The organism is Lachnospiraceae bacterium KGMB03038 (genome assembly GCA_007361935.1).
Classification (GTDB): Bacteria; Bacillota; Clostridia; order Lachnospirales; family Lachnospiraceae; genus Massilistercora.
Map to the genome: position 1 here is coordinate 3,260,878 of CP041667.1, position 20,098 is coordinate 3,280,975.

A 20,098-nucleotide genomic window follows, 5' to 3' on the forward strand; every position below is an offset into this window, starting at 1 on the left:
AAAATCCCCCGGCCCCATTTGCTCTTTTAAACCCTCGGAAATACAATCGTCACTTTGAACAGATCTCCGTCCAGATATAATTCAAATTTTCCTCCCTGCATCTCTGTCAGGGTTTTTGCGATGGACAGCCCCAGTCCGCTGCCTTCTGTACTTCTCGAGATATCTCCCCGGATAAACCGTTCGGTCAGCTCATCTGCCGAGATATTGAGCTGCTGCTGAGAAATATTTTTCAAACTGAAAGTCACCTGATTATCTATAACCTTCATATCCGCGTAAATGCGTGTGCCTTCCATTGCGTATTTCGCGGCGTTGTTATAGATGTTTTCCAGAATTCTCCAGGTTCTCCTCCCATCAGCCCGGATATATGCTTCTTCCTCCGAAATATTCATCACTTCTGTCAGGTTCCTGGCTTTGAATTTTTCTTCAAATTCGCCGCTGGTCTGCTGGATCATTTCCACAAAATTAATATTCATATATTCCAATGAAATATTGCCGGAACTTACTTTTGAGGCTTCCACTACATCTTCTGTCAAGGTCTTTAATCTCTGCGCTTTGCTTTCCAGGATCTCCAGATACCGCTGGATCTTAGGATCCTCAAAATTCTCTTTCTTCAAAAGATCTACATAGTTGATAATGGAAGTCAACGGCGTCTTAATATCGTGGGATACATTTGTGATCAGATCGGTTTTCAGCCGTTCACTCTTCATCCGTTCTTCCATAGCGGCATCCAGCCCCTCGCCAATGGAGTTGATCTGCTCGCCGATAATCTTCTGTTCTCTGCGCAGCTCTTCTGTCGGAATCTTATAATCCACTTCGCCGCCGGAGATTTTCATGATTCCGGTTTTAATCTTTTCTCTTCCAACAGCTTCATGTACAAGATAAACCAGGGCCGCTCCTTCTGCCGCCAGCATAAGTATTCCCCAGAAACCGCTGGGCCAGCACAGGATCGCGATCCAATGGATCAGCACAAACCCGCCAAACATGATGAGCCTCCGCCACAGACAGTGCAGATTGGAAAAGATCCGATAAATAAAGGAACAAATCCAGCGAAGGATGCTGTTTTTCCACAAATTTCTTGCTTTGATCCTCCGGACAAGGCTTAAATAACCTATCAGAAACGCGCTGCAGGAAATGGCCGCTGTCACGGCTCCCATGATCATAACTGGCAGCATATCCTCGGTTAAATTAGTTGTTTGCCCATAACTATTAGAATATATATCTCCGACCCAAAAATAACCACTGTTGATAAAAAGAAATGGGACACACCACAGTAAGACGACCACAGCTCCCGCGATCTCTGTTTTCCACCGATCAAACCAGCATAAATGGAGTTCTTCGTCTTTGTTATTCCTTCCGGCCGCAAAAGTCAGCCAAATACCTCCCACAATGGCCAGGATTCCCGCCGCCAATCCTATAAGAGCGATCTCACGCGCGCTGGAACCATACTGTTCGTACAGACGATTCTCAGAATAGAAGCTGTCCTGGATTGGATAGGATGTATCCACCGCTGCGGCAAAGACAAAATCTTCTTCATTAGTTCCGGAATATTTTACCATATCCCGCCAGATGGAGGCATCCGCTTCCGCCACATTGGTATCAAAGTCCGCCAGCTTAGGCCTGATGATAATATATTTTCCTGTATCTTTTAACGTCTCCAAATTGGTTTCCAGACTTCCCAGATCCTGATACTCTTCCCGATTGGTATATACTTCCTGACTCGCCGGATCTACGTAAATATACGCATAGTTGGTATCTCCTTCCTGTAAGTCTGACATCCAGGCATTGTATTCCGAATACTGCCCTCCGATCATCTCAACACAGGCCCGCAGTTCCTCATAAGCCTCTTCCAGCCGTCCATTCCAGTGGGCATCCTGATTCACGATATCCAGGATGCTGCCGCCCCCAATCGGCGCAAACCTTTCCTCCACACGAAAACCATCGTAGTTCCAATAATCAATGTACTCCTGCTCCCCCTGCGCATTCAAGATTTCTTTCGACAATTCTTCCCCATTGTCGTCATAGGATTCCATCCCCTGATAGCCATATCCATCCTGGAGTGTCTGCAGAAGCCCTGCCTGAGCATCTGCTTCTACCGCGGCCGCGAATTGCAAATCGCCGTTCTGAATCGCTGACTCAAAATCCGAATATGTATAATATTGATACAATTTCCCGTTTCCATCGGCGGCCGGTCTTTCACAGACAACGATATTCTCCATATTCATATAGTCGGAAGAATTTGCATCGTAAGCGGTCATTCTATTGCTCCACTCTATCAAGTCCCCAAGGCGGTATGCCAGACCGCTTACATTTTTCCCCGGAGCTTCGCCGTTCTTATACCATTCTTCAATATCAATGATCTTCTCTTCATCCAGACTGCCATTGGTTTCAAAAAAGTTAGATGCGCTGATGCCATTCAACACCTGCTCGCTCTTACTTTCCAACTGTGAGGCAAATCCCCTGGAATCCTCATATTTTCTGGCCGGATTTCCCTCAAAAATCTCTTCCCTCAGCGCCGGATAAGAAACCAGCCACAAAAAGCTGAGCACCAGGATGACCACCAGAACATGTTCCAAAATAATTAAAACCATTTTTGTCAGATTGGTTTTATACCAGTGCTGTTTCATAACTACTCCCTTCTAAAACTTCTCCACCTTATATCCCACGCCCCACACCACTTTCAGATATCGAGGCTCCTTGGGATTGATCTCAATTTTCTCCCTTATATGGCGGATATGTACTGCTACCGTATTATCTACGCCAATCGCATCCTCGTTCCAGATGCTTTCATAAATCTGGTCAATAGAAAATACCTTCCCCTGATTCTTGACCAAAAGCAGCAGGATATTATACTCGATCGGCGTCAGTTTCACCAGCTCTCCGTCTACTCTGACTTCTTTCAGGTCATCATTGATGGAAAGCCCTCCCGCTGAATAGACCGTTTCTCCTGTTCCCTGCACCGTACTTCCAAGCTGGGTATATCTGCGGAGCTGGGATTTGACTCTGGCTACCAGCTCCAGCGGATTAAAAGGCTTCGTCACATAATCATCCGCCCCAACATTTAATCCCAGAATCTTGTCCGCATCCTCCGATTTCGCAGACAGAATGATGATCGGAATATTATTCTCCTCCCGGATCTTTAGCGTAGCCCGGATCCCGTCAAGCCTCGGCATCATAACATCTATGATCAAAAGGTCCACCGGCTCCTTTTTCAGCACACTTAAGGCTTCCTGTCCGTCATACGCCTTGAATACCTGGTATCCTTCCTGCGTCAAGTAAATATCGATCGCTTCCACGATCTCTTTGTCATCATCGCACACTAAAATTTTTGCCATTTCTCTCACCTCCCTTATACTATACAAGAATAGCAGGGAATTTTTAAGATAGAATCGTGGAAATTCTTAAGATATTCTGAAAAGGGACAGGGCATTTTCAAATGAGGCCGGGGGATTTTTAAAAATCCCCCGGCCCCATTTGATGTCGATATCTGTCGAATTAAGTCTTATATTGTTGATATTCTAAGAATTAACGCGGATTCCGTTTATAATACTATTGTCTCAAATTTCTCAATGTAAATCTAACTATGGGAGGGGTTCATTATGCATGACCGGGAAATTGAACTGCTTATTCGTTCTCTTGGTATCAATGCGACTTATCGGGGCTACCGATATTTATGTTATGGAATTAAATTATGTCTAAAAGATGAAGACTATCTATTGTGTATCAGCAAACTGCTTTATCCTGAGATTGCCAGAGTCTTCCACGCTTCCAGCTGCAGCGTAGAGCGGGATATCCGTACAGTAATCCGTGTCTGCTGGGAACGGGGCAATACCCGCCTTCTCCATGATATTGCTCTGCACCCTCTATTGGGAAGACCTACCGCCGGTGAATTCATGGATATTCTAGTTTCTCATATTCGCCACACCTGCTCCATGCCCGTGTTTTAGGTTTTCTTCCTGACTTCTTAAGTGGTTCTTAAGATTTTTTCTTTTTCTTTTATAGTTTTAACATATTTTGGACATATTTATCTCCTATACTATAAGACAGATAGTTGATGAACAATCACTATCTCCCCCCTCATAAAGTAAAACGCCAGGGTGACCTGGCGGAACACTTTACTCTCATTCCTTTAGATAACTATAACAACGACGAAAACCCGTTAGCCGGAAGGTTAACGGGTTTCCGCTGTCTATACCTCTTTTTCCCCATCATTAGAGTCCTTCACTTTCATTCCCTCTGCCAGAATCATCCATTCTGCTCCACGGCGTGATCTTCATCAAAATAAATCTCGTAAGCCGCATCTTCCCCATATTCCTGCCGCAGTCTTTGTTCCACAGCTTCAAAGCTGTCCATCAGATGCTCCTGTTCTTCCTTAGACAGCGCTTCCACCCTGTAATCATACGCAAACACATCTATATAGAAATCATACAGATCACATTCCAGATAATCCTTAGCAGTAACCGTATTTGCCGTAAACCAGGATTCCTCCCAAAGGGCATCATAAAATTCCGGCTTGGGATTCCCATTCCAGTAGGAAATAGAAATATCCAGGCAATCCGCTTCCTCCTCCGGCAAAATGTCCAGGATCACTTCCTGTCTCACTTCTTCTCCCGCTATCTCAAATGAAATCTCCATCAATTCCTGTACCAGCGCCTGCTTCGCGGAATACCGTTTGGGACTGAGAATCCAATATTTGTCCTGATTGATCTTCATCGTATGATTGCTGACCTGCCATATTTCCTGATTTCCATCCCGGTTTGTGAATTCTATATTCCAGTTTTGGAATTTCCCCGGGACCTCCCCGGACATTGCAGGGTTACTCCGTACGCTTACATATTCTGTATAGATAATGCTTTCTTCTTCCTCAGCTGAAATCGTTTCCCAATTTTCAGCCCCAAAGAAGCGGTCAAACTCTGCATGAAATCGCATTGGCCAGCTTCGCAGAATATACCAGCCGGCAAATATCCCCACGGCCAGCAAAATTATGCTTCCTATGATCAGGACTTTCTTGATCCTCCCCATCTATACACCGATCTCCTTTCACCGTCCCACAAGCTTAACTATTTTCATTATGAGGGAAGCAGATTACGAAATCAAGTTTCCTGAAAGAATTCCTTAATGTGCTCTTAAGAAACTTCCTGCTTCTTTTAGAATTCTCTCATACTTTTGTCATATTTTCCCTTTATACTATATATCAGATAGTTGAAGAACACATCAACTATCCCCCCCTCTCATGAAGTTAGACATCAGGATACTCCTGATGCCACACTTTACTCTCATTCCTTTAGATAACGACAACGAAACCCGCCAGCCCAATGGTTGGCGGGTTTTCGCTGTCCATGCCTTCTTTTCACCCCCCGCAGAGTCTTTGGTTCTTACTGTCAGAGTCTGCCAACTAACAATATATCCGCGTCCAGTAAAATAATAATTCTTGCGATTCCGCCTCTCCTCATAGCCCATCCCAGCATCCGCCCGATCATTTTTGCAGCTGAAACACAGCTTGTATATCCCCCATAATACCGATAGAAAAACCAGAATTTGTAAGCCGGCCCCGATATGAAAGAGAAAGAATGTGGTCGGACATTTTTCTGCCCTTTCTGTTATCTTCTATGTCGTTTGTCTTACTCCTCCGTGAAAAAATTAATTTTTTAAATGTTCCAACGATTCACAAATCACCTGCATACCTTGTTTTTGATTTTTGATTTTAGCCGTGACTGTATTATTAACCAGAGATAACTTTATTTTTGTTTCCCCACTTTTCGCCTTAATAATCCGCTGCGATGGCATTAATCCTTTTTTTACTTTCACTTCGTCCAACTTATCAAAGGGGAGACAAATTTTTCCATAAATATGGGAAATATCCATGGTTTCTAAGACTGCAATAACTAATGTTTTCTCTGTTACGCCAACATAACAATATACATTGCTCAAAGCTCCCAATGCCAGCATTTTCGCGGTTCCAGACATTAGAGTTCCCCAGGCTTTGCCTTTGTATGCCTCTCCTTGCGGACAAATCCCGTCTAACATTTCATTCATATCCTTATCATTCATAAATAAAGCCATGATCTTTACCTCTCTAAATCTGTAATTTTTTATAAATTATAATCTTTCATTCAGAGTATATCATTACAATTGGGTAAAGCTTTCGTAAAATATTGCAGTAAATATTCTTGCTTCCGGTCATATTCAGAAAACAGGCATTTCCGGCCCTGACAATCGGCCTCAACTGCCAGACAGGCGCTCCACCGAGCGTTGCTGAAAGAATTCCTTAATGCGCTCTTAAGAAACTTCCTGCTTCTTTTAGAATTCTCTCATACTTTTGTCACATTTTCCCTTTATACTAGGTATCAGATAGTTGAAGAACACATCAACTATCATCCCCCTCTCATAAAGTTAGACATCAGGATACTCCTGATGACACACTTTACTCTCATTCCTTTAGATAACGACAACGAAACCCGCCAGCCCTTGTGGTTAGCGGGTTTTCGCTGTTAAGATGTCAATTGGGGCCGGGGGATTTTTAAAAATCCCCCGGCCCCAATTAACATTATAAATTCTCTCTCAGCCAAAGATATAAGTCTTCATATACCTTATCCCGGTCTGTCTCATTCAGGATCTCATGTCGGTCATCCCGATAAAGCTTCAGATCTGTCTTTTCCAAGCCGGAGGCTTTATATTTTGCGTATATTTTCCGTACTCCTTTACCAAACGCTCCTACCGGATCGTCCTCACCAGCCACAAAGAATACCGGTAATTCCTTAGGTATCCGCTTAACGCTTCCCGCCTTGACCAGTGATTTCATTCCCTCCAGCATCTGATAATAGCCTGCCAATGTGAACCGGAAATTGCACAAGGGATCTTTTGTATATTTCTCCCACATTTCCCGATCAGATGTGGTCCAATCTCCCACGCCTCCGCCGGACTTAAAATGGCTCCGGTAAATCCCAAGGCACAGGCCGTCTACCAGCCGGCTCCGATGCCTCCAGCCTTTGAATGCTGCCAGGATCTTACACAGTAACTGGCCCGCCAGAATCACTGGAAGAGGCTGATAGCCTGTTCCCATGATGATCGCGCCCGCAAGCCCCTGGCCATACAGCGTCAGATATTGACGCACTAAGAATGACCCCATACTATGCCCCATTATAAAATAAGGGAGGCCGGGATATTTCTTCATCGTCCTCTGGCGGAGCATATGGATATCTCCGATCAGATACCGATTCCCCTTCACTTCATCGAAATGTCCATAATCTTCCTGGCTCTGAACAGATTTTCCATGTCCCAGATGATCGTGTCCTACCACGTAAAAGCCCTTTCCGGCCAAGTATGCGGCAAATTCATCATATCGGTCGATATACTCTACCATTCCGTGACACATCTGAAGGATTCCTATGATCTCGCCGTCCGGAATCCATTCAATCCCATGGATCTTCGTCACGCCATCCCGTGACAGATAGCTGAACTCTTTCTTCATCATGGTTCACCAACTCCTCTGGCAGTGCATTTTTAACGTTCTTCCATTGGAATATAGTCCCTATGCGGCGCAAGCGGTTTGTACGCCGGCCGTATGATCTTGTCTACGTTCTTCAGCTCTTCCAGCCGATGGGCGCTCCACCCTACGATACGGGCCGCGGCAAAGATCGGCGTATAAAGAGCCGGCGGAAGATCCAGCATACTGTATACCAGGCCGCTGTAGAAGTCCACATTTGCATTCACACCTTTATAGATCTTGCGCTTCTCCCCGATCACTTCCGGCGCCATATGTTCTACCATTTCATAAAGAGCATACTCTTTCTCGCAGCCTTTTTCCTTGGCCAATTTCTTTACAAACTTCTTGAAAATATCTGCTCTTGGATCGGAAACGGAATAAATCGCGTGCCCCATTCCATAGATCAGTCCTTTTTTGTCAAATGCCTTTTTGTCCAGCAGATCATTCAGATACGCCTTTACTTCGTCCCGGTCTTCCCAGTCAGAAACTTGGTGCATCATATCCTCAAACATCTGCGTTACCTTAATATTCGCCCCTCCATGCTTCGGACCTTTCAAAGAAGCCATGGCCGCGGCGATCGTAGAATATGTATCTGTCCCTGAAGAAGTTACCACATGAGTTGTAAATGTAGAGTTGTTTCCGCCGCCGTGATCCATATGCAGAACCAGAGCCATATCTAAAATCCTGGCTTCTAATTTGGTATATTTCCGGTCTTCCCGCAGCATCATCAGAATATTCTCCGCTGTTGACAGTTCCGGCGACGGCGCGTAGATAAAGAGGTCCTCTCCTACCCGGTAATTATATGCGTGGTAACCATAAACCATTAGCATTGGAAACTGACTGATCAAGTTCAGACACTGACGGAGTACATTTGGAATCGTTGTGTCATCCGCCTTCGCGTCATAAGAATAAAGATTTAAGATAGACCGGGAAATACTGTTCATCATATCTCTGCTGGGCGCTTTCATAATGATATCTCTTACAAAATTCGGAGGCAGCGTCCGACGCTCGACCAATGTCTCATGGAACGTCTCCAGTTCTTTCGCGTTTGGCAGTTCACCAAACAGCAAAAGATAAGAAATTTCTTCAAATCCAAAATGTTTTTCTTTCAAAAATCCCTGGACCAGATCTTTGATGTTATAGCCCCGATAGTAAAGATTTCCCTCGCAGGGTACTTCTTTTCCATCCACGACCTTCGTAGCGCATACATCAGAAATGTTAGTGAGTCCTGCCAAGACGCCTTTTCCATTCAGATCACGAAGTCCCCGTTTTACTTCGTATTTTGTATACAGATCCTTTTCAATCGCATTCTTTTCCTCACAAATCTCCGCAAAATGCTGGATCTCCGGCGTGATCTCAAACAATGCCTTTTCTACGCTTTTTCCCATAATCATCATCCTTTCTGTCTGGTTTGTATGTCATTGCTCAGCCTGGCAAATTCTTCCAATGTCAGAGTCTCTCCTCGTACACCTGCGCCTTTTCCAAGCTGTGCAATTGCATCTGCGATCATTTCATCTGAAGATTCAAATTTCCCAGAATTTCTAAGAGCGTTGTAAAGGGTCTTTCTTCTCTGGTTAAACGCCGCTCTTATAATATCGAACATCAATTTCTCATCTGCCACGTCCACGGGCGGTTTCTCATGACGGGTCAGGCGGATCACCGCAGACCCCACCTTTGGCCTCGGCATAAAACAGTTCGGGGGAACATTCGCTACGATATACGGCTTTGCATAGAACTGAACAGCCAGAGACAGCGCCCCATAATTCTTATTCCCCGGGCCTGTCTGCATCCGCTGGGCCACCTCTTTTTGCACCATGACCGTAATACTTTCCACCGGAACATGGCTTTCAAACAATCCCATAATGATCGGAGTGGTAATATAATAAGGAAGATTCGCGACTACCTTGATCGGCCGGCCGCCGTTTTCCCGTTCTGCCAGTTCTCGGATATCCACTTTCAAAACATCCTCGTTGATGATCCTCACATTCTCATATCCACTTAATGTTTCAGAAAGAATTGGAATCAAATTTCTGTCGATCTCTACAGCGATCACCTTTCCCGCTGATTCCGCCAGATACTGGGTCATCGTGCCGATTCCCGGCCCAATCTCCAGAACCATATCCTCTTTTGTGATTTCTGCCGCCTGGATGATCTTGTCCAGCACATGGGTATCAATCAAGAAATTCTGCCCGAACTTTTTCTGAAATGTGAAATGATATTTCTGTAGAATATCGATCGTATTCTGCGGATTCCCCAGTTTTTCCCTGCTCATAGATGCTCCCTAGACTACCATATTGTAAAGTACATTATACAATAATATAAATCTTTAAGAAATAGCAAAAAAATGAAAAATTATTAAGATTATATGAACCAGGACGTAGTAAACTTTAAAAAGGCTACGTCCCAAATTGACTTTTACCCTGTACCCAAATGGAACTTTAACACGACTTTTGCATGCTCTCCAGAGGCTTTTTCCTGAAATGCTTCTGACGCTTTCCAATAAGGAAATTCTGCTGTGATCAATTCTTCCAGTCTCAGCCTGGGAGCCAGTTTTACTGCCGCCGGATAAAGGGTGGTGGATGGCAGCACCGCGTGAATAGAGACATCTTTGTAATAGAGGTTGAATAGATTGACCGGCAGCTCAAAGTTCATCCCATACAAACCAAAGAAGACTACTCTGCCGCCTCTGGCGGCAAGGTGGAAGGCAAGTTTCGCCGAGGCAGGATTGCCGGAAGCTTCGATCACCACATCATATCCTTCACTTTCGCAGTATCCGTTCATTTCTTCCATATATCTGGGGGAGGCAGGATCAAAAGTCCAGGTTGCTCCAAAGTCCCGCGCCATTTTCCTCTTTTTCTGATTAGGATCGGCTATCACAACCTCGCTGACTGGATACAGGCGCAGCAACTTCAGCATCAGCAGTCCCATCGCTCCGCCTCCAAGGATCAGTACCCGCTCGCCGCCTCTGATATCCGCTTTTTTCACACTGCACATTCCCATTGTCAGCGGTTCTATCAGGCATCCGGCTCTAAGCCCCAGGCCGCCAAGCGGGCACAACACCTGTTCCGGGCATACCATCCGTTCCTGCATCCCGCCGTCATAGATCTGCATATTCAGACAATAATCCGGCTTTCCCGCTCTGCACATGGCGCACTGCCCACAAGCCGTATCCAGCCTGACAGCCACCTTGTCTCCAGGCTCCAGTCCGGTTACCTGAGCGCCAGTCTCCAGTACGGTGCCGGATACTTCATGTCCCACTCGGAAATCTGATCCGGGCGATGCCTGCCCCCGATAGACCATCAGATCATACCCGCAGATCGAGGCATAATCTACCTGTATCTTTACATCCGTTTCTCGACGAAGTATAGGTTCCGGTATCTCCTTAAGCCAGACGCTTCCATTATCCAGCAATACCTTTTTCATCCTGCATCCTCCTCCTTCGCCTTCATTCTTGCCTGATATTCCCGCGGGGATACCCCCATAATGTTCTTAAAAAGCCTGCTGAAATATTTACTGTCCTCAAATCCTGCTTTTTCCGCCACCTGACTGATCTTCCCTGGCTTTTGCAATAATCTGGCCGCATATTCCATCCGCAGGTGATTGCTGTAGTTGATGTAGGTAGTTCCCAATTCCTTCTGGAATAAATGACTCAGATAAGAGGGACTTACATGGATCCTCCGGGCCGCCTCCGCAAGTCCGATATTTTGTTCCATATTTTGACGCAGAAGAGCGATGGCCTGATTCACATGGGAATTTGAGGTCTCCATCTTTTCTCCCGGCAACTTCTGGAATAAGGAGGCAAGATATTCCGTCATGCTCTGAAAAGCTGTTTCAAATCCTGGATATTCCCGGTTATTCATATTAAAAAAACCTTCCTCCGGATACAGCCGGTATTTTCGGGCCTGAGAAAAATAAAAATAACTAAGCTGTCCCCAGACATATTCATAGGAATTGAAAGACAATGTCTCCCAGGTCATATGAGAGATTCTTCCCAGGGCCCCGGCCAGCATAGGATAATCCCGCTGTTCAAAGGAAGTATCCAGCCGCTCCATTTGGTGGTACAGCTCATCCAGATCCAAACTCACAGAAGTTTCCGCAAGCCAGCTGCTGGTCACGATCCGATCGCTTCCACTGAAAAAATGATACTTCAAAGTTCCATCCACTTCCCGATACAGCGCCGACAGATTACCCAGATCATTTTCTATCCCGCTGGCAGAAAACCGTAAATGCGGAACCATAAAGGTCCGCTCCCATTCCCGGATTTCTTTTTGAAATAGTTCCAGCTTTTCTTTCTGATTCTCCCGGTTTACATTAAAAAGAAAGCATAACTTCTTTTCACTGGCGATCAGGACCAGCCCGGCCAGCCGCTCCATGATCTCTTCCAGCCCTTGATACATTTTCCCCAGAGAAACAGGGTTTTGGTTGTAAAACGTCCATTTAGGCTCCGTCTGATTTTCTCCGATCAGAAGCAGGAAGCTTCCGGGCTTAAAACTGGAATCCAGCCGGAAGATCTGTGTTCCTTCCACGGTTCCGCCCAGCACCCCGGCCAAAAGATTACTCTCATGGAGCCATCGCATATAGGCTTTCTGCCACCTATTTTCATCTGTAAGCGTTTCCTTTTGCTTTTCCTGGTCATCGTAATCCCGCGCCGCCTGGTCCAGAGCTGCCTTCAGTTCTTCCGGCGAGAGCGTCTCCCAGTCCAGAATCGCGCTGACCCTCTTTTGATTCTCTTCCGACAGCGTACTTCCGCGATCTTGAGATTTTAGCAGGATATATCGGATATTTGGCTTGTAACGCTGGGTGTCCCGGATAAACCAATTTTCATTGTAAAAATTCAGCCCTTCTTGTATGAGCACGATCTGCGCCGGCAGGCTCTCGATCATAGAAGCTGCCAAAACCGCATTGGTCGTATGCAGTACCAGAGAATAGTCTTCTTTCCACTGGCCTATATACTGTTTTAAGATTCCCTGCAATTCCAGATTGTCTACAATGAAAATCACCGAGTAACTCATTCGGACACCTCCTATGCCCTCTTTATAGAAAAATCCTATTTAAACTTTTTTCTTTTACCAGATAAAAATACCAAATTTTTGAAACATTTTCAAGAAGGTGTATTATTTTGTTCAAAAAAACAAAATATTTCTCCTATTTTCCCATCTTTTGTTAAATATTTTTCGGGATAGCAGAATAATCCCCCTTGTCAAAAAATCTATCCATTGAATCTGACAACTTCCGGTTTTATCATAAAAGCACTTAAATCAACGGAACGAAAGGAGATATTATTTATGAAAGCTTTAGCGAAAATCTGCGACGGAAAAGTGGATCTTGTGGACCTTCCAGAACCAATGATACGGCCAAACGCCGTTAAGGTGAAGGTGGACTACTGCGCCCTGTGCGCCACCGATATCCACATTGTCACTCAAGACTTATATCATTTCTCCAAAGATCTTCTGCCAATGGGACTTGGGCATGAAGGTTCCGGAACCATCGTAGAGCTCAGCGATGAGGCGGCGGAAATGGGCTATAAGATCGGCGATAAGGTGGCTGTGGCAAGTCTTGGACACTGCGGCGTCTGCGATGAGTGCAAGCGCGCCCATGACGTGTTCTGCGAACATTCTACTTCCGCCATGCCGATGGCGACCGAGTACGCCGTGGTGAACCTGGATATGATCTTCAAGATTCCAGAAAACGCCGATCCGCTTCACTACTGCATCGCTGAGCCTTGCGCCTCCGCTATGCAGGGCATTGATATCGCTGATATTCAGATTGGAGACTCCGTTTTGATCTCCGGCGTAGGCGGCATCGGCGCGATCCTGCTGGATATGCTGACCAAAAGAGGCGCCACCAAACTGACCGCCAGTGATCCCCTCCCGCAGAAACGCCAGCGGGCGCTGGATATGGGCGCTCAGTATGTGATCGATCCCTCCAGTGAAGATATTGTAGAAAAGGGATTAGAAATCACAGGAGGACGGGGCTATGATGTGATCATCGAAGCTTCCGGAGTGCCGGCAGCCGCTCCGCCGCTGCTCAATCTGATCGCTAAAAAAGGAAAAGTCGTTTATTTCGCCGTATTTCCCATGGATTATGAGCTGCCTGTAAATCTTTACGAAATGTACATGAAAGAGGCAAGCCTTCATACGGTCTATACCAGCATTTACAATTACCCAAGAGTCATCGACCTGCTGCCCCAAATGCAGTTAGATAAGATCATAGGCCCTATCATGCCCCTTTCAGATGCGGTAAATGCTTTTGAATTATATAAGAAGTCAGAATATCCAAAGATTGTTATTAAATGTAATAAAGACGCGTAAGGAGGCGGAATTATGGCTGAACAGGCAACGATCAAACATTTAGAAAAGGCTTCTCTGGAAACGAAGCTCAACCTTTTAAGATTATGTCATCAGACGGTCATCCATATCGGAGGCGATATGTCCTGCTGTGATATTATGACCGCCATCTGGCAGTACGCCATCCATTATGATCCCGCCAACCCACATTGGGAGGACAGAGACCGATTTGTATTGAGCAAAGGGCACGCGGCCGCTGTCACTTCTTTCAGTCAGGCGGCCATCGGCTGCTATGATGTGGAAGATATCTACAAAGAGTACGCCACGGATTTTGGCCGGTTTGGAATGCACTCCTGCAATCTCAGGAACCCCTATGTAGATGTTTCCACCGGTTCTCTTGGCCACGGATTCCCGGTGGCGGCTGGAATCGCCACCGCCCTGAAATCCAAAGGAAGCAAGAGCCGGGTATATACCGTTGTGGGTGACGGCGAATGTGACGAGGGAAGTATCTGGGAAGCCGCCATGTCCAGTGTAAAATACAAACTTGGCAATCTGGTCGTATTCGTAGACCGGAATTACATGTCTTTCGACGGCCCTACGGAAGAATATATGCCTTTAAACGATATGGCCAGCCGCTGGCGCGCCTTTAACTGGAACGTGGTCGAGGTGGCCGATGGAAACGATATGGAACAGCTGATCGACGTCATAGACGCCCTTCCGTCGGCAGACAGCGATGTTCCTACCGTTGTTGTCTGCAACACGGTGAAAGGACACGGCATCAGTTTTATGGAAAACAACGCCAAATGGCACGCAGGCATGGTCAATGATGAAAACTACGAGAAGGCCGTAGCTGAAGTAAAAGCGGCATACGAAGCGAAATGGGGGAATGAATAATGGCTGGAATGACAATCAATATCGGTGATATTTTTAGTCTGCGGGATGCTGTAGGCGCATGCCTGGAATCCCTGGGCGAACGCTACCCGGAAATGATCATCTGCAGCGCGGATGTAGACGTATCTTCCAGAGTCAGCGGATTTAAAAAACGTTTTCCTGAACGTTCCTATAATGTGGGTATCGCGGAGCAAAATCTGATGAGTTTCTGCGCCGGAATGGCCACAGAAGGTTATATTCCTTTTGCGTTTTCTTTTGCTCCCTTTGCCTCCATGCGGGCCGCTGAGCAAGTCCGTACTGATATCTGCTACAACAATCTGCCCGTGCGCATCGTAGCCAATTATGCCGGATACTCCGGGGCGGAAAGCGGCGGTACCCATTGTGCTTTAGAGGACTGCGCCATCATGTCCAGCTTCGCCAACATGACCGTGATCGAACCTGGGGATCCCTTCCAGATCGCAAAGGTCCTGGAGGCTGCTATTACCTGGCCGGGCCCAGTATACATCCGCATGGGCAAGGAAGCCACTTCTTCCCTCTACCCGGAAGACCAAAAATATGAGATCGGAAAAGCTCTGGTTCCCCGTCCCGGAAATGACGGCGTATTCATTGCTTCTGGCATTGTCGTCCATCATGCTATGAAAGCCGCTGAGATGGTAAAAGAGGAAACAGGCGCGGAAATCCGTGTAGTGGATATGCATACCATTAAGCCTTTGGACAAAGAAGCCGTGCTGGATGCCGCCAAAACCGGACGTATTGTATGCGCACAGGATCACAACAAGATCGGCGGCCTGGGCTGGGCCGTTGGAAATGCTCTGGCGGAAGCCGGCATTTCCTGCAAATTTAAAATTCTGGGCTGTCCAGATGAGTTTGTACCCCTGGCCACGCCGGATTTCTTATATCATCTGAACGAATATGACGAAGAAGGGCTGGCGAAAAATATGAAAGCCATGCTGTAAATGAAAGAATGAGAGGAGGATTCCCGCATGTCAAAAGTATACAACGTAGACGAGGCAAATATTAAATTGACGCCTCTCCAAAAATGCGGCTATGCGATCGGAGACTTTGGAAATAATTTCAGCTGGTCATTTATTTCAGCTTTTTTAATGTATTTCTGGACAGACAGCCTTGGAATCGCCGCCGGTACCGCTGGTATCATCATAGGCGCTTCCAGGATCTGGGACGCGATCAATGACCCGATCGTCGGCCGCTGGTCTGACCATACCAAAAGTAAGTGGGGGCGTTACCGTCCTTGGATACTCTTTGCCTCTCTGCCCCTGGCAGTGCTGAATATCCTTTGCTTCACGGATTTCGGGATAGAGAGCGCAGTCGGTAAAATTGCCTACGCGACTGCTACCTTTTTCATTCTGGTATTCGTATATACTTGTGTAAATGTTCCTTATTCCGCCATGGAGGCCGCCGTAACACTGGATGCGAGAGAGCGCGGAAGTCTAGCTACATATCGGCTATTCTTCGCTTATACAGCTTCCGCTATCATTTCCTATGGAACTCAGCGCTTTGTCATTTTATTTGGCGGCGGGGACGACTCTAAAGGTTATTTTATGACGGCTGTCATGTTCTCAGTGATCATGGTCGTATGTCATATGATCTGCTTTAAAAATACAAAAGAAGTTGTCAACACGCCCCACGAAGATGTATCCTATAGAGAAAGCTTCAAGTGTTTGAAAGGGAATTGGCCGGTCATTATTCTTTCCGCCGGTTTCTTGATCTACGGTTTATTCTACTATGGAAGAAGCTCTGTTGCCCTGTACTATTTTACTTATAACGCGGACAATGCTCTGGCGTACAGCACCTACTCGCTGATCAATCTGGTCTCCTCTATGGTGGGAATACTGATCTTAGGTTCGATCACGTCTAAATTAAAAAACAAGGCGATTGTTCCTATGGTAGGTTTCCTGGTATCCGGAATCCTGACCTTTGTGATCTATTTCATAGATCCTACAACGACTGGCGGTATGATGGTCGTTTATCTTACCACCGCTGTGGTTGGTCTGTTTATGGGAGCTTCTACCACCATGATCTATGGAATGGTGCCGGATACCACGGAATATACCCAGCTTTACTATGGCGTCCGGGCCTCCGGGTTTATTTCAGCGATCGTAAACTTTTTTATGAAGGTTGGCATGGCTGTCGGCGTCACCGGCGCGGGATCAGTTCTGTCTGCCATGGGCTATATCGCCGGAATTGAACAGTCAGCAAGTGTACTAAACGGGATCAATCTTATTTTCACTGTCATTCCAGGAATCTTGTCGATTGTAACCGCTGTTATGCTGAAGTTCTATCCGATCGACCACGCCACATATGAAGATATCCTGGAAAAACTAAAAGCTCAAGAAGAATAATGACTGATAAGGCTTAGGATACACTTGGCTTGGTGTATCCTGAGCAGGTCCAGATTTTCTTAATTTAGGAGGTAATTTATGCGACAGTTATTCTATACTCCACATGGCCTGGAACTCCAGACAGATGCGCCAGAGCCTCAGATCGCGGAGGACGATGATGTAAAAATTAAAGTGGAATACTGTGGGGTGTGCGGCTCAGACCTTCATTTCCTTCGAAAAGAGATGGATTTCCTGGTGTTGGCTGACACCGACCACTATCCTCTGGGACATGAAGCCGCCGGATATATTACAGAGCTTGGCCCAAAGGCCACTGCGAAAGGACTGAAGGTGGGCGATCCCGTCATCTACTACTTCAATCAGTATTGCGGAAAATGCCATTACTGCCGGAACGGACAGGAGCATCTTTGTACCAATATTAAGAGTAATATGGCGGCCATGGCGGACTATATCGTCACCGGCGAACAGACCGTCTTCAAACTGGATGAAGGCACCGATCTGGCCAAAGCCGTATTTCACGAACCCATCTCCGTATGCCTGCACGGCATCGACCTGGCGAAGATCAAACCGGGACAGAGCGTGATGGTCAGCGGCGGAGGCGGCATCGGTTTGATCCTGCTGCAGCTTGCCAAATTGTCCGGCGCCACAGAACTGACTTTAAGCGAACCCATCGCCTGGAAACGAGAAGTCGCTAAAAAACTAGGCGCAGTACATACCATCGATCCCACCGCAGAAGATGTGGGCGAAGCCGCCCGCCGCTATACAGGCGGCCTTGGATACGATGTGGTGATCGAGGCCTCCGGTTCCACACGGGCGTGTCCCGGCGCTCTGGACGCCGTAGGACGGGGCGGCACTTTGGAATTCTTTGCCGCGTTATATGATGTGAATTACGATTTTCCATTGAATCTGCAGGCGGCATTTTTCAAAGAAGTCACCATCGTGGCCGGCGTCTTCCAGTCTCCGTACGCATTTCCGCGGACCTTGGGATTATTCAAAGTGCTGGATATCGATACACTGATGAGCGATGGCTGCATTTTCGAGGCGGAACAGTATCAGGAGGCATTTGAGGCACAAATGAAAGGGAAGACGATCAAGTCAGTATTGAAGTTTTGATTGTTAAATTTTTAATTGGGGACGTAGCCTTTTTGCAAAAGGCTACGTCCCCAATTACGTTTTGCCCTGTACCAAAATGACTTTTAGGGTGTATCCGCCCGCAATCACAGCCGGTACATTTTCCGGGCGTTTTCTTCTGTCTGCCGTATCACTTCTTCATAGGAAATATCCTTCAGCCGGGCAATCTCCTCAGCCACATAGCGGATATATCTGGAATCATTTCGTTTTCCCCGATAGGGCACGGGAGCCAGATAAGGGCAGTCCGTTTCCAGCAGGATCTTTTCCAGCGGTATGGCTTCTGCCACTTCCTTGATTTTCTTTGCGTTTTTAAATGTGACCACTCCGCCGATTCCAATATAGAAGCCCATTTTTACATACTCCTGCGCCATTTCCCTGGAATAGGAGAAGCAGTGGATCACTCCGGAAAGGCCGCCGGCCTCCTCTTTCATGATCTCCAAGGTATCTGCCGCCGCTTCCCGGCTATGGATCAGGACTGGAAGGTTAAGCTCTTTCGCCAAATCTAACTGACGGATAAACCATTTTTTCTGCTGGTCATGGGATTCCTTATCCCAGTAGTAATCCAGGCCAATTTCTCCCACGGCTACCACTTTTTCCCGCTGAAACAATTGTTTCATCTGAGCAAAAGACACTTCATTCAATGCTCCCACTTCATCGGGGTGAATGCCCACAGCCGCATACATGAACGGATACTCCTGGGCCATGTCCACTACTTTCTGGCAGGAATCATAAGAAGCGCCTACATTTACAATGGTTCCAACACCCTCCGTCGCCATCGACATGAGAAGTTCCTTCCGGTCCGTATCAAATTGTTCGTCATCATAATGCGCATGTGTATCGAAAATCATAGTACCTCCTTGGTTGGGGCCGGGGGATTTTTAAAAATCCCCCGGCCCCAATTAAAAATGCCCTGTCCCTTTTTACACTTTTCCCATATCCTATTACAACAATTCTGCCCTTAACTGCTCCGGTGTCTTCATGGATAACAGTGCCGGCGCAATATCAAATACGGTTTTCGCTCCGCTTTCGCCGGCTTTCGCCAAGCGATAGGCCGCTCTTGCGTAGCAGATCAGCACGCTTGCCGTAAATTCCGGATTAGAATCTAATTTCAAAGAATATTCGATGATATGGTTATTTGCCTCTGTACCTGTTTTTCCACTGCGGATCACAAACCCGCCATGAGGCATTTTGCTATGGTTTTCCTTCAGTTCTTCTTCTGTAATAAATGTTACGGTTGTGTCGTATTCGTCGAAATAGTTTGGCATTGTCTTGATCGCGTTCTCGATTTCCGCCAGATCCGCTCCTTCTTCCGGCACCACATAGCACTCCCGCAGGTGTTTTTCCCGTGTGGTAAGTTCCGGCTCGCTTCCGCTTCTCACCTGGTCTACCGCTTCTTCGATCGGCACCGTGTACTGAATGGCATTTTTCACACCTTTCACACGGCGGATCGCGTCAGAATGTCCCTGGCTGACGCCTTTCCCCCAAAATGTGTAAGTGCTGCCATTCACAAGGATAGACTCCGCGTAAAGCCGGTTCAGAGAAAACATTCCCGGATCCCAGCCGACAGAAATGATTCCCACATTTCCGCCTTCTTTTGCTGCTTTATCTACATTTGCAAAATATTCCGGTATTTTTGCGTGAGTATCAAAACTGTCGATGGTATTAAAATTCTTCACAATCTGCGGTCCCATGACCGGAAGATCCGTAGCAGACCCGCCGCACAGCATCATCACATCGATCTCATCTTTCATTGACAGCATATCATCCATATGCTTTACCTCTGCTCCCGCCGTCTGGATCTTTACAGAAGCCGGATCTCTTCTTGTAAATACCGCCTTCAACTCCATATCCTCATTGCAGGCGATCGCCGTTTCAACACCTTTTCCAATATTTCCATAACCAACAATACCAATTCTGATTTTATCCATTTTTTCTCCTTTCTCTTTCAT

Annotated in this window: 17 protein-coding genes; 6 read left to right on the forward strand and 11 right to left on the reverse strand. The window is 46.5% G+C overall.

Going from position 1 to position 20,098, the window contains the following annotated elements; all coding sequences use genetic code 11:
• Nucleotides 1-26: 26 nt before the first annotated feature.
• Complete coding sequence (locus FND36_16050; GenBank protein QDW75430.1) at nt 27-2,624, reverse strand: HAMP domain-containing histidine kinase; 2,598 nt, start codon at nt 2,622-2,624, stop codon at nt 27-29.
• 12 nt (nt 2,625-2,636) lie between these two features.
• Nucleotides 2,637-3,332, reverse strand: coding sequence for a response regulator transcription factor (locus FND36_16055; protein ID QDW75431.1), 696 nt, complete (start codon nt 3,330-3,332; stop codon nt 2,637-2,639).
• Between the two features lie 264 nt (nt 3,333-3,596).
• Here FND36_16055 and FND36_16060 point away from each other — a divergent pair, with 264 nt between their 5' ends.
• Nucleotides 3,597-3,944: a hypothetical protein gene (locus tag FND36_16060; GenBank protein QDW75432.1), complete on the forward strand. Its 348-nt coding sequence runs from the start codon at nt 3,597-3,599 to the stop codon at nt 3,942-3,944.
• Nucleotides 3,945-4,242: 298 nt separating this feature from the next.
• Here the strand turns inward: FND36_16060 and FND36_16065 are convergent, their stop codons facing one another.
• From FND36_16065 to FND36_16095, 7 genes are all read right to left on the reverse strand, one after another.
• Nucleotides 4,243-5,019 (reverse strand): hypothetical protein, encoded by a 777-nt coding sequence (locus tag FND36_16065; GenBank protein ID QDW75433.1) that lies wholly within the window; start codon nt 5,017-5,019, stop codon nt 4,243-4,245.
• Between the two features lie 618 nt (nt 5,020-5,637).
• On the reverse strand, nt 5,638-6,060 hold the full coding sequence (locus FND36_16070; protein QDW75434.1) for a hypothetical protein: 423 nt from the start codon (nt 6,058-6,060) through the stop codon (nt 5,638-5,640).
• 484 nt (nt 6,061-6,544) lie between these two features.
• Nucleotides 6,545-7,468, reverse strand: coding sequence for a lysophospholipase (locus tag FND36_16075; GenBank protein ID QDW75660.1), 924 nt, complete (start codon nt 7,466-7,468; stop codon nt 6,545-6,547).
• A 32-nt stretch (nt 7,469-7,500) separates the two neighbouring features.
• Complete coding sequence (locus tag FND36_16080) at nt 7,501-8,871, reverse strand: citrate/2-methylcitrate synthase (protein ID QDW75435.1); 1,371 nt, start codon at nt 8,869-8,871, stop codon at nt 7,501-7,503.
• A 5-nt stretch (nt 8,872-8,876) separates the two neighbouring features.
• Nucleotides 8,877-9,755, reverse strand: coding sequence for a 16S rRNA (adenine(1518)-N(6)/adenine(1519)-N(6))-dimethyltransferase RsmA (gene rsmA / locus FND36_16085; GenBank protein QDW75436.1), 879 nt, complete (start codon nt 9,753-9,755; stop codon nt 8,877-8,879).
• Nucleotides 9,756-9,898: 143 nt separating this feature from the next.
• On the reverse strand, nt 9,899-10,906 hold the full coding sequence (locus tag FND36_16090) for a zinc-binding dehydrogenase (protein QDW75437.1): 1,008 nt from the start codon (nt 10,904-10,906) through the stop codon (nt 9,899-9,901).
• Nucleotides 10,903-12,495 (reverse strand): helix-turn-helix transcriptional regulator, encoded by a 1,593-nt coding sequence (locus FND36_16095; protein QDW75438.1) that lies wholly within the window; start codon nt 12,493-12,495, stop codon nt 10,903-10,905. Before FND36_16095 ends, FND36_16090 begins: the two co-directional genes overlap by 4 nt.
• 273 nt (nt 12,496-12,768) lie before the next feature.
• Between FND36_16095 and FND36_16100 the strand changes: the two genes are divergently transcribed.
• From FND36_16100 to FND36_16120, 5 genes are all read left to right on the forward strand, one after another.
• Nucleotides 12,769-13,794, forward strand: a complete 1,026-nt coding sequence (locus tag FND36_16100; GenBank protein QDW75439.1) for a zinc-binding dehydrogenase — start codon at nt 12,769-12,771, stop codon at nt 13,792-13,794.
• A 12-nt stretch (nt 13,795-13,806) separates the two neighbouring features.
• The gene (locus FND36_16105) at nt 13,807-14,664 is read left to right on the forward strand and encodes a transketolase (GenBank protein ID QDW75440.1); all 858 of its coding nucleotides are present in this window, start codon (nt 13,807-13,809) and stop codon (nt 14,662-14,664) included.
• Complete coding sequence (locus tag FND36_16110) at nt 14,664-15,617, forward strand: transketolase family protein (GenBank protein QDW75441.1); 954 nt, start codon at nt 14,664-14,666, stop codon at nt 15,615-15,617. Before FND36_16105 ends, FND36_16110 begins: the two co-directional genes overlap by 1 nt.
• Nucleotides 15,618-15,644: 27 nt before the next feature.
• Nucleotides 15,645-17,021: an MFS transporter gene (locus FND36_16115; GenBank protein ID QDW75442.1), complete on the forward strand. Its 1,377-nt coding sequence runs from the start codon at nt 15,645-15,647 to the stop codon at nt 17,019-17,021.
• Between the two features lie 78 nt (nt 17,022-17,099).
• Nucleotides 17,100-18,131 (forward strand): zinc-binding dehydrogenase, encoded by a 1,032-nt coding sequence (locus FND36_16120; protein ID QDW75443.1) that lies wholly within the window; start codon nt 17,100-17,102, stop codon nt 18,129-18,131.
• A 104-nt stretch (nt 18,132-18,235) separates the two neighbouring features.
• On the opposite strand, the gene FND36_16125 is transcribed toward FND36_16120, so the two are convergent.
• Entirely contained in the window at nt 18,236-18,997 is a 762-nt protein-coding gene (locus FND36_16125) for a TatD family deoxyribonuclease (protein QDW75444.1), read from the reverse strand.
• A 93-nt stretch (nt 18,998-19,090) separates the two neighbouring features.
• Nucleotides 19,091-20,077 carry a diaminopimelate dehydrogenase gene (locus FND36_16130; protein QDW75445.1) on the reverse strand — a complete coding sequence of 329 codons (987 nt, stop codon included), beginning with the start codon at nt 20,075-20,077 and terminating at the stop codon, nt 19,091-19,093.
• Between the last annotated feature and the right edge of the window lie 21 nt (nt 20,078-20,098).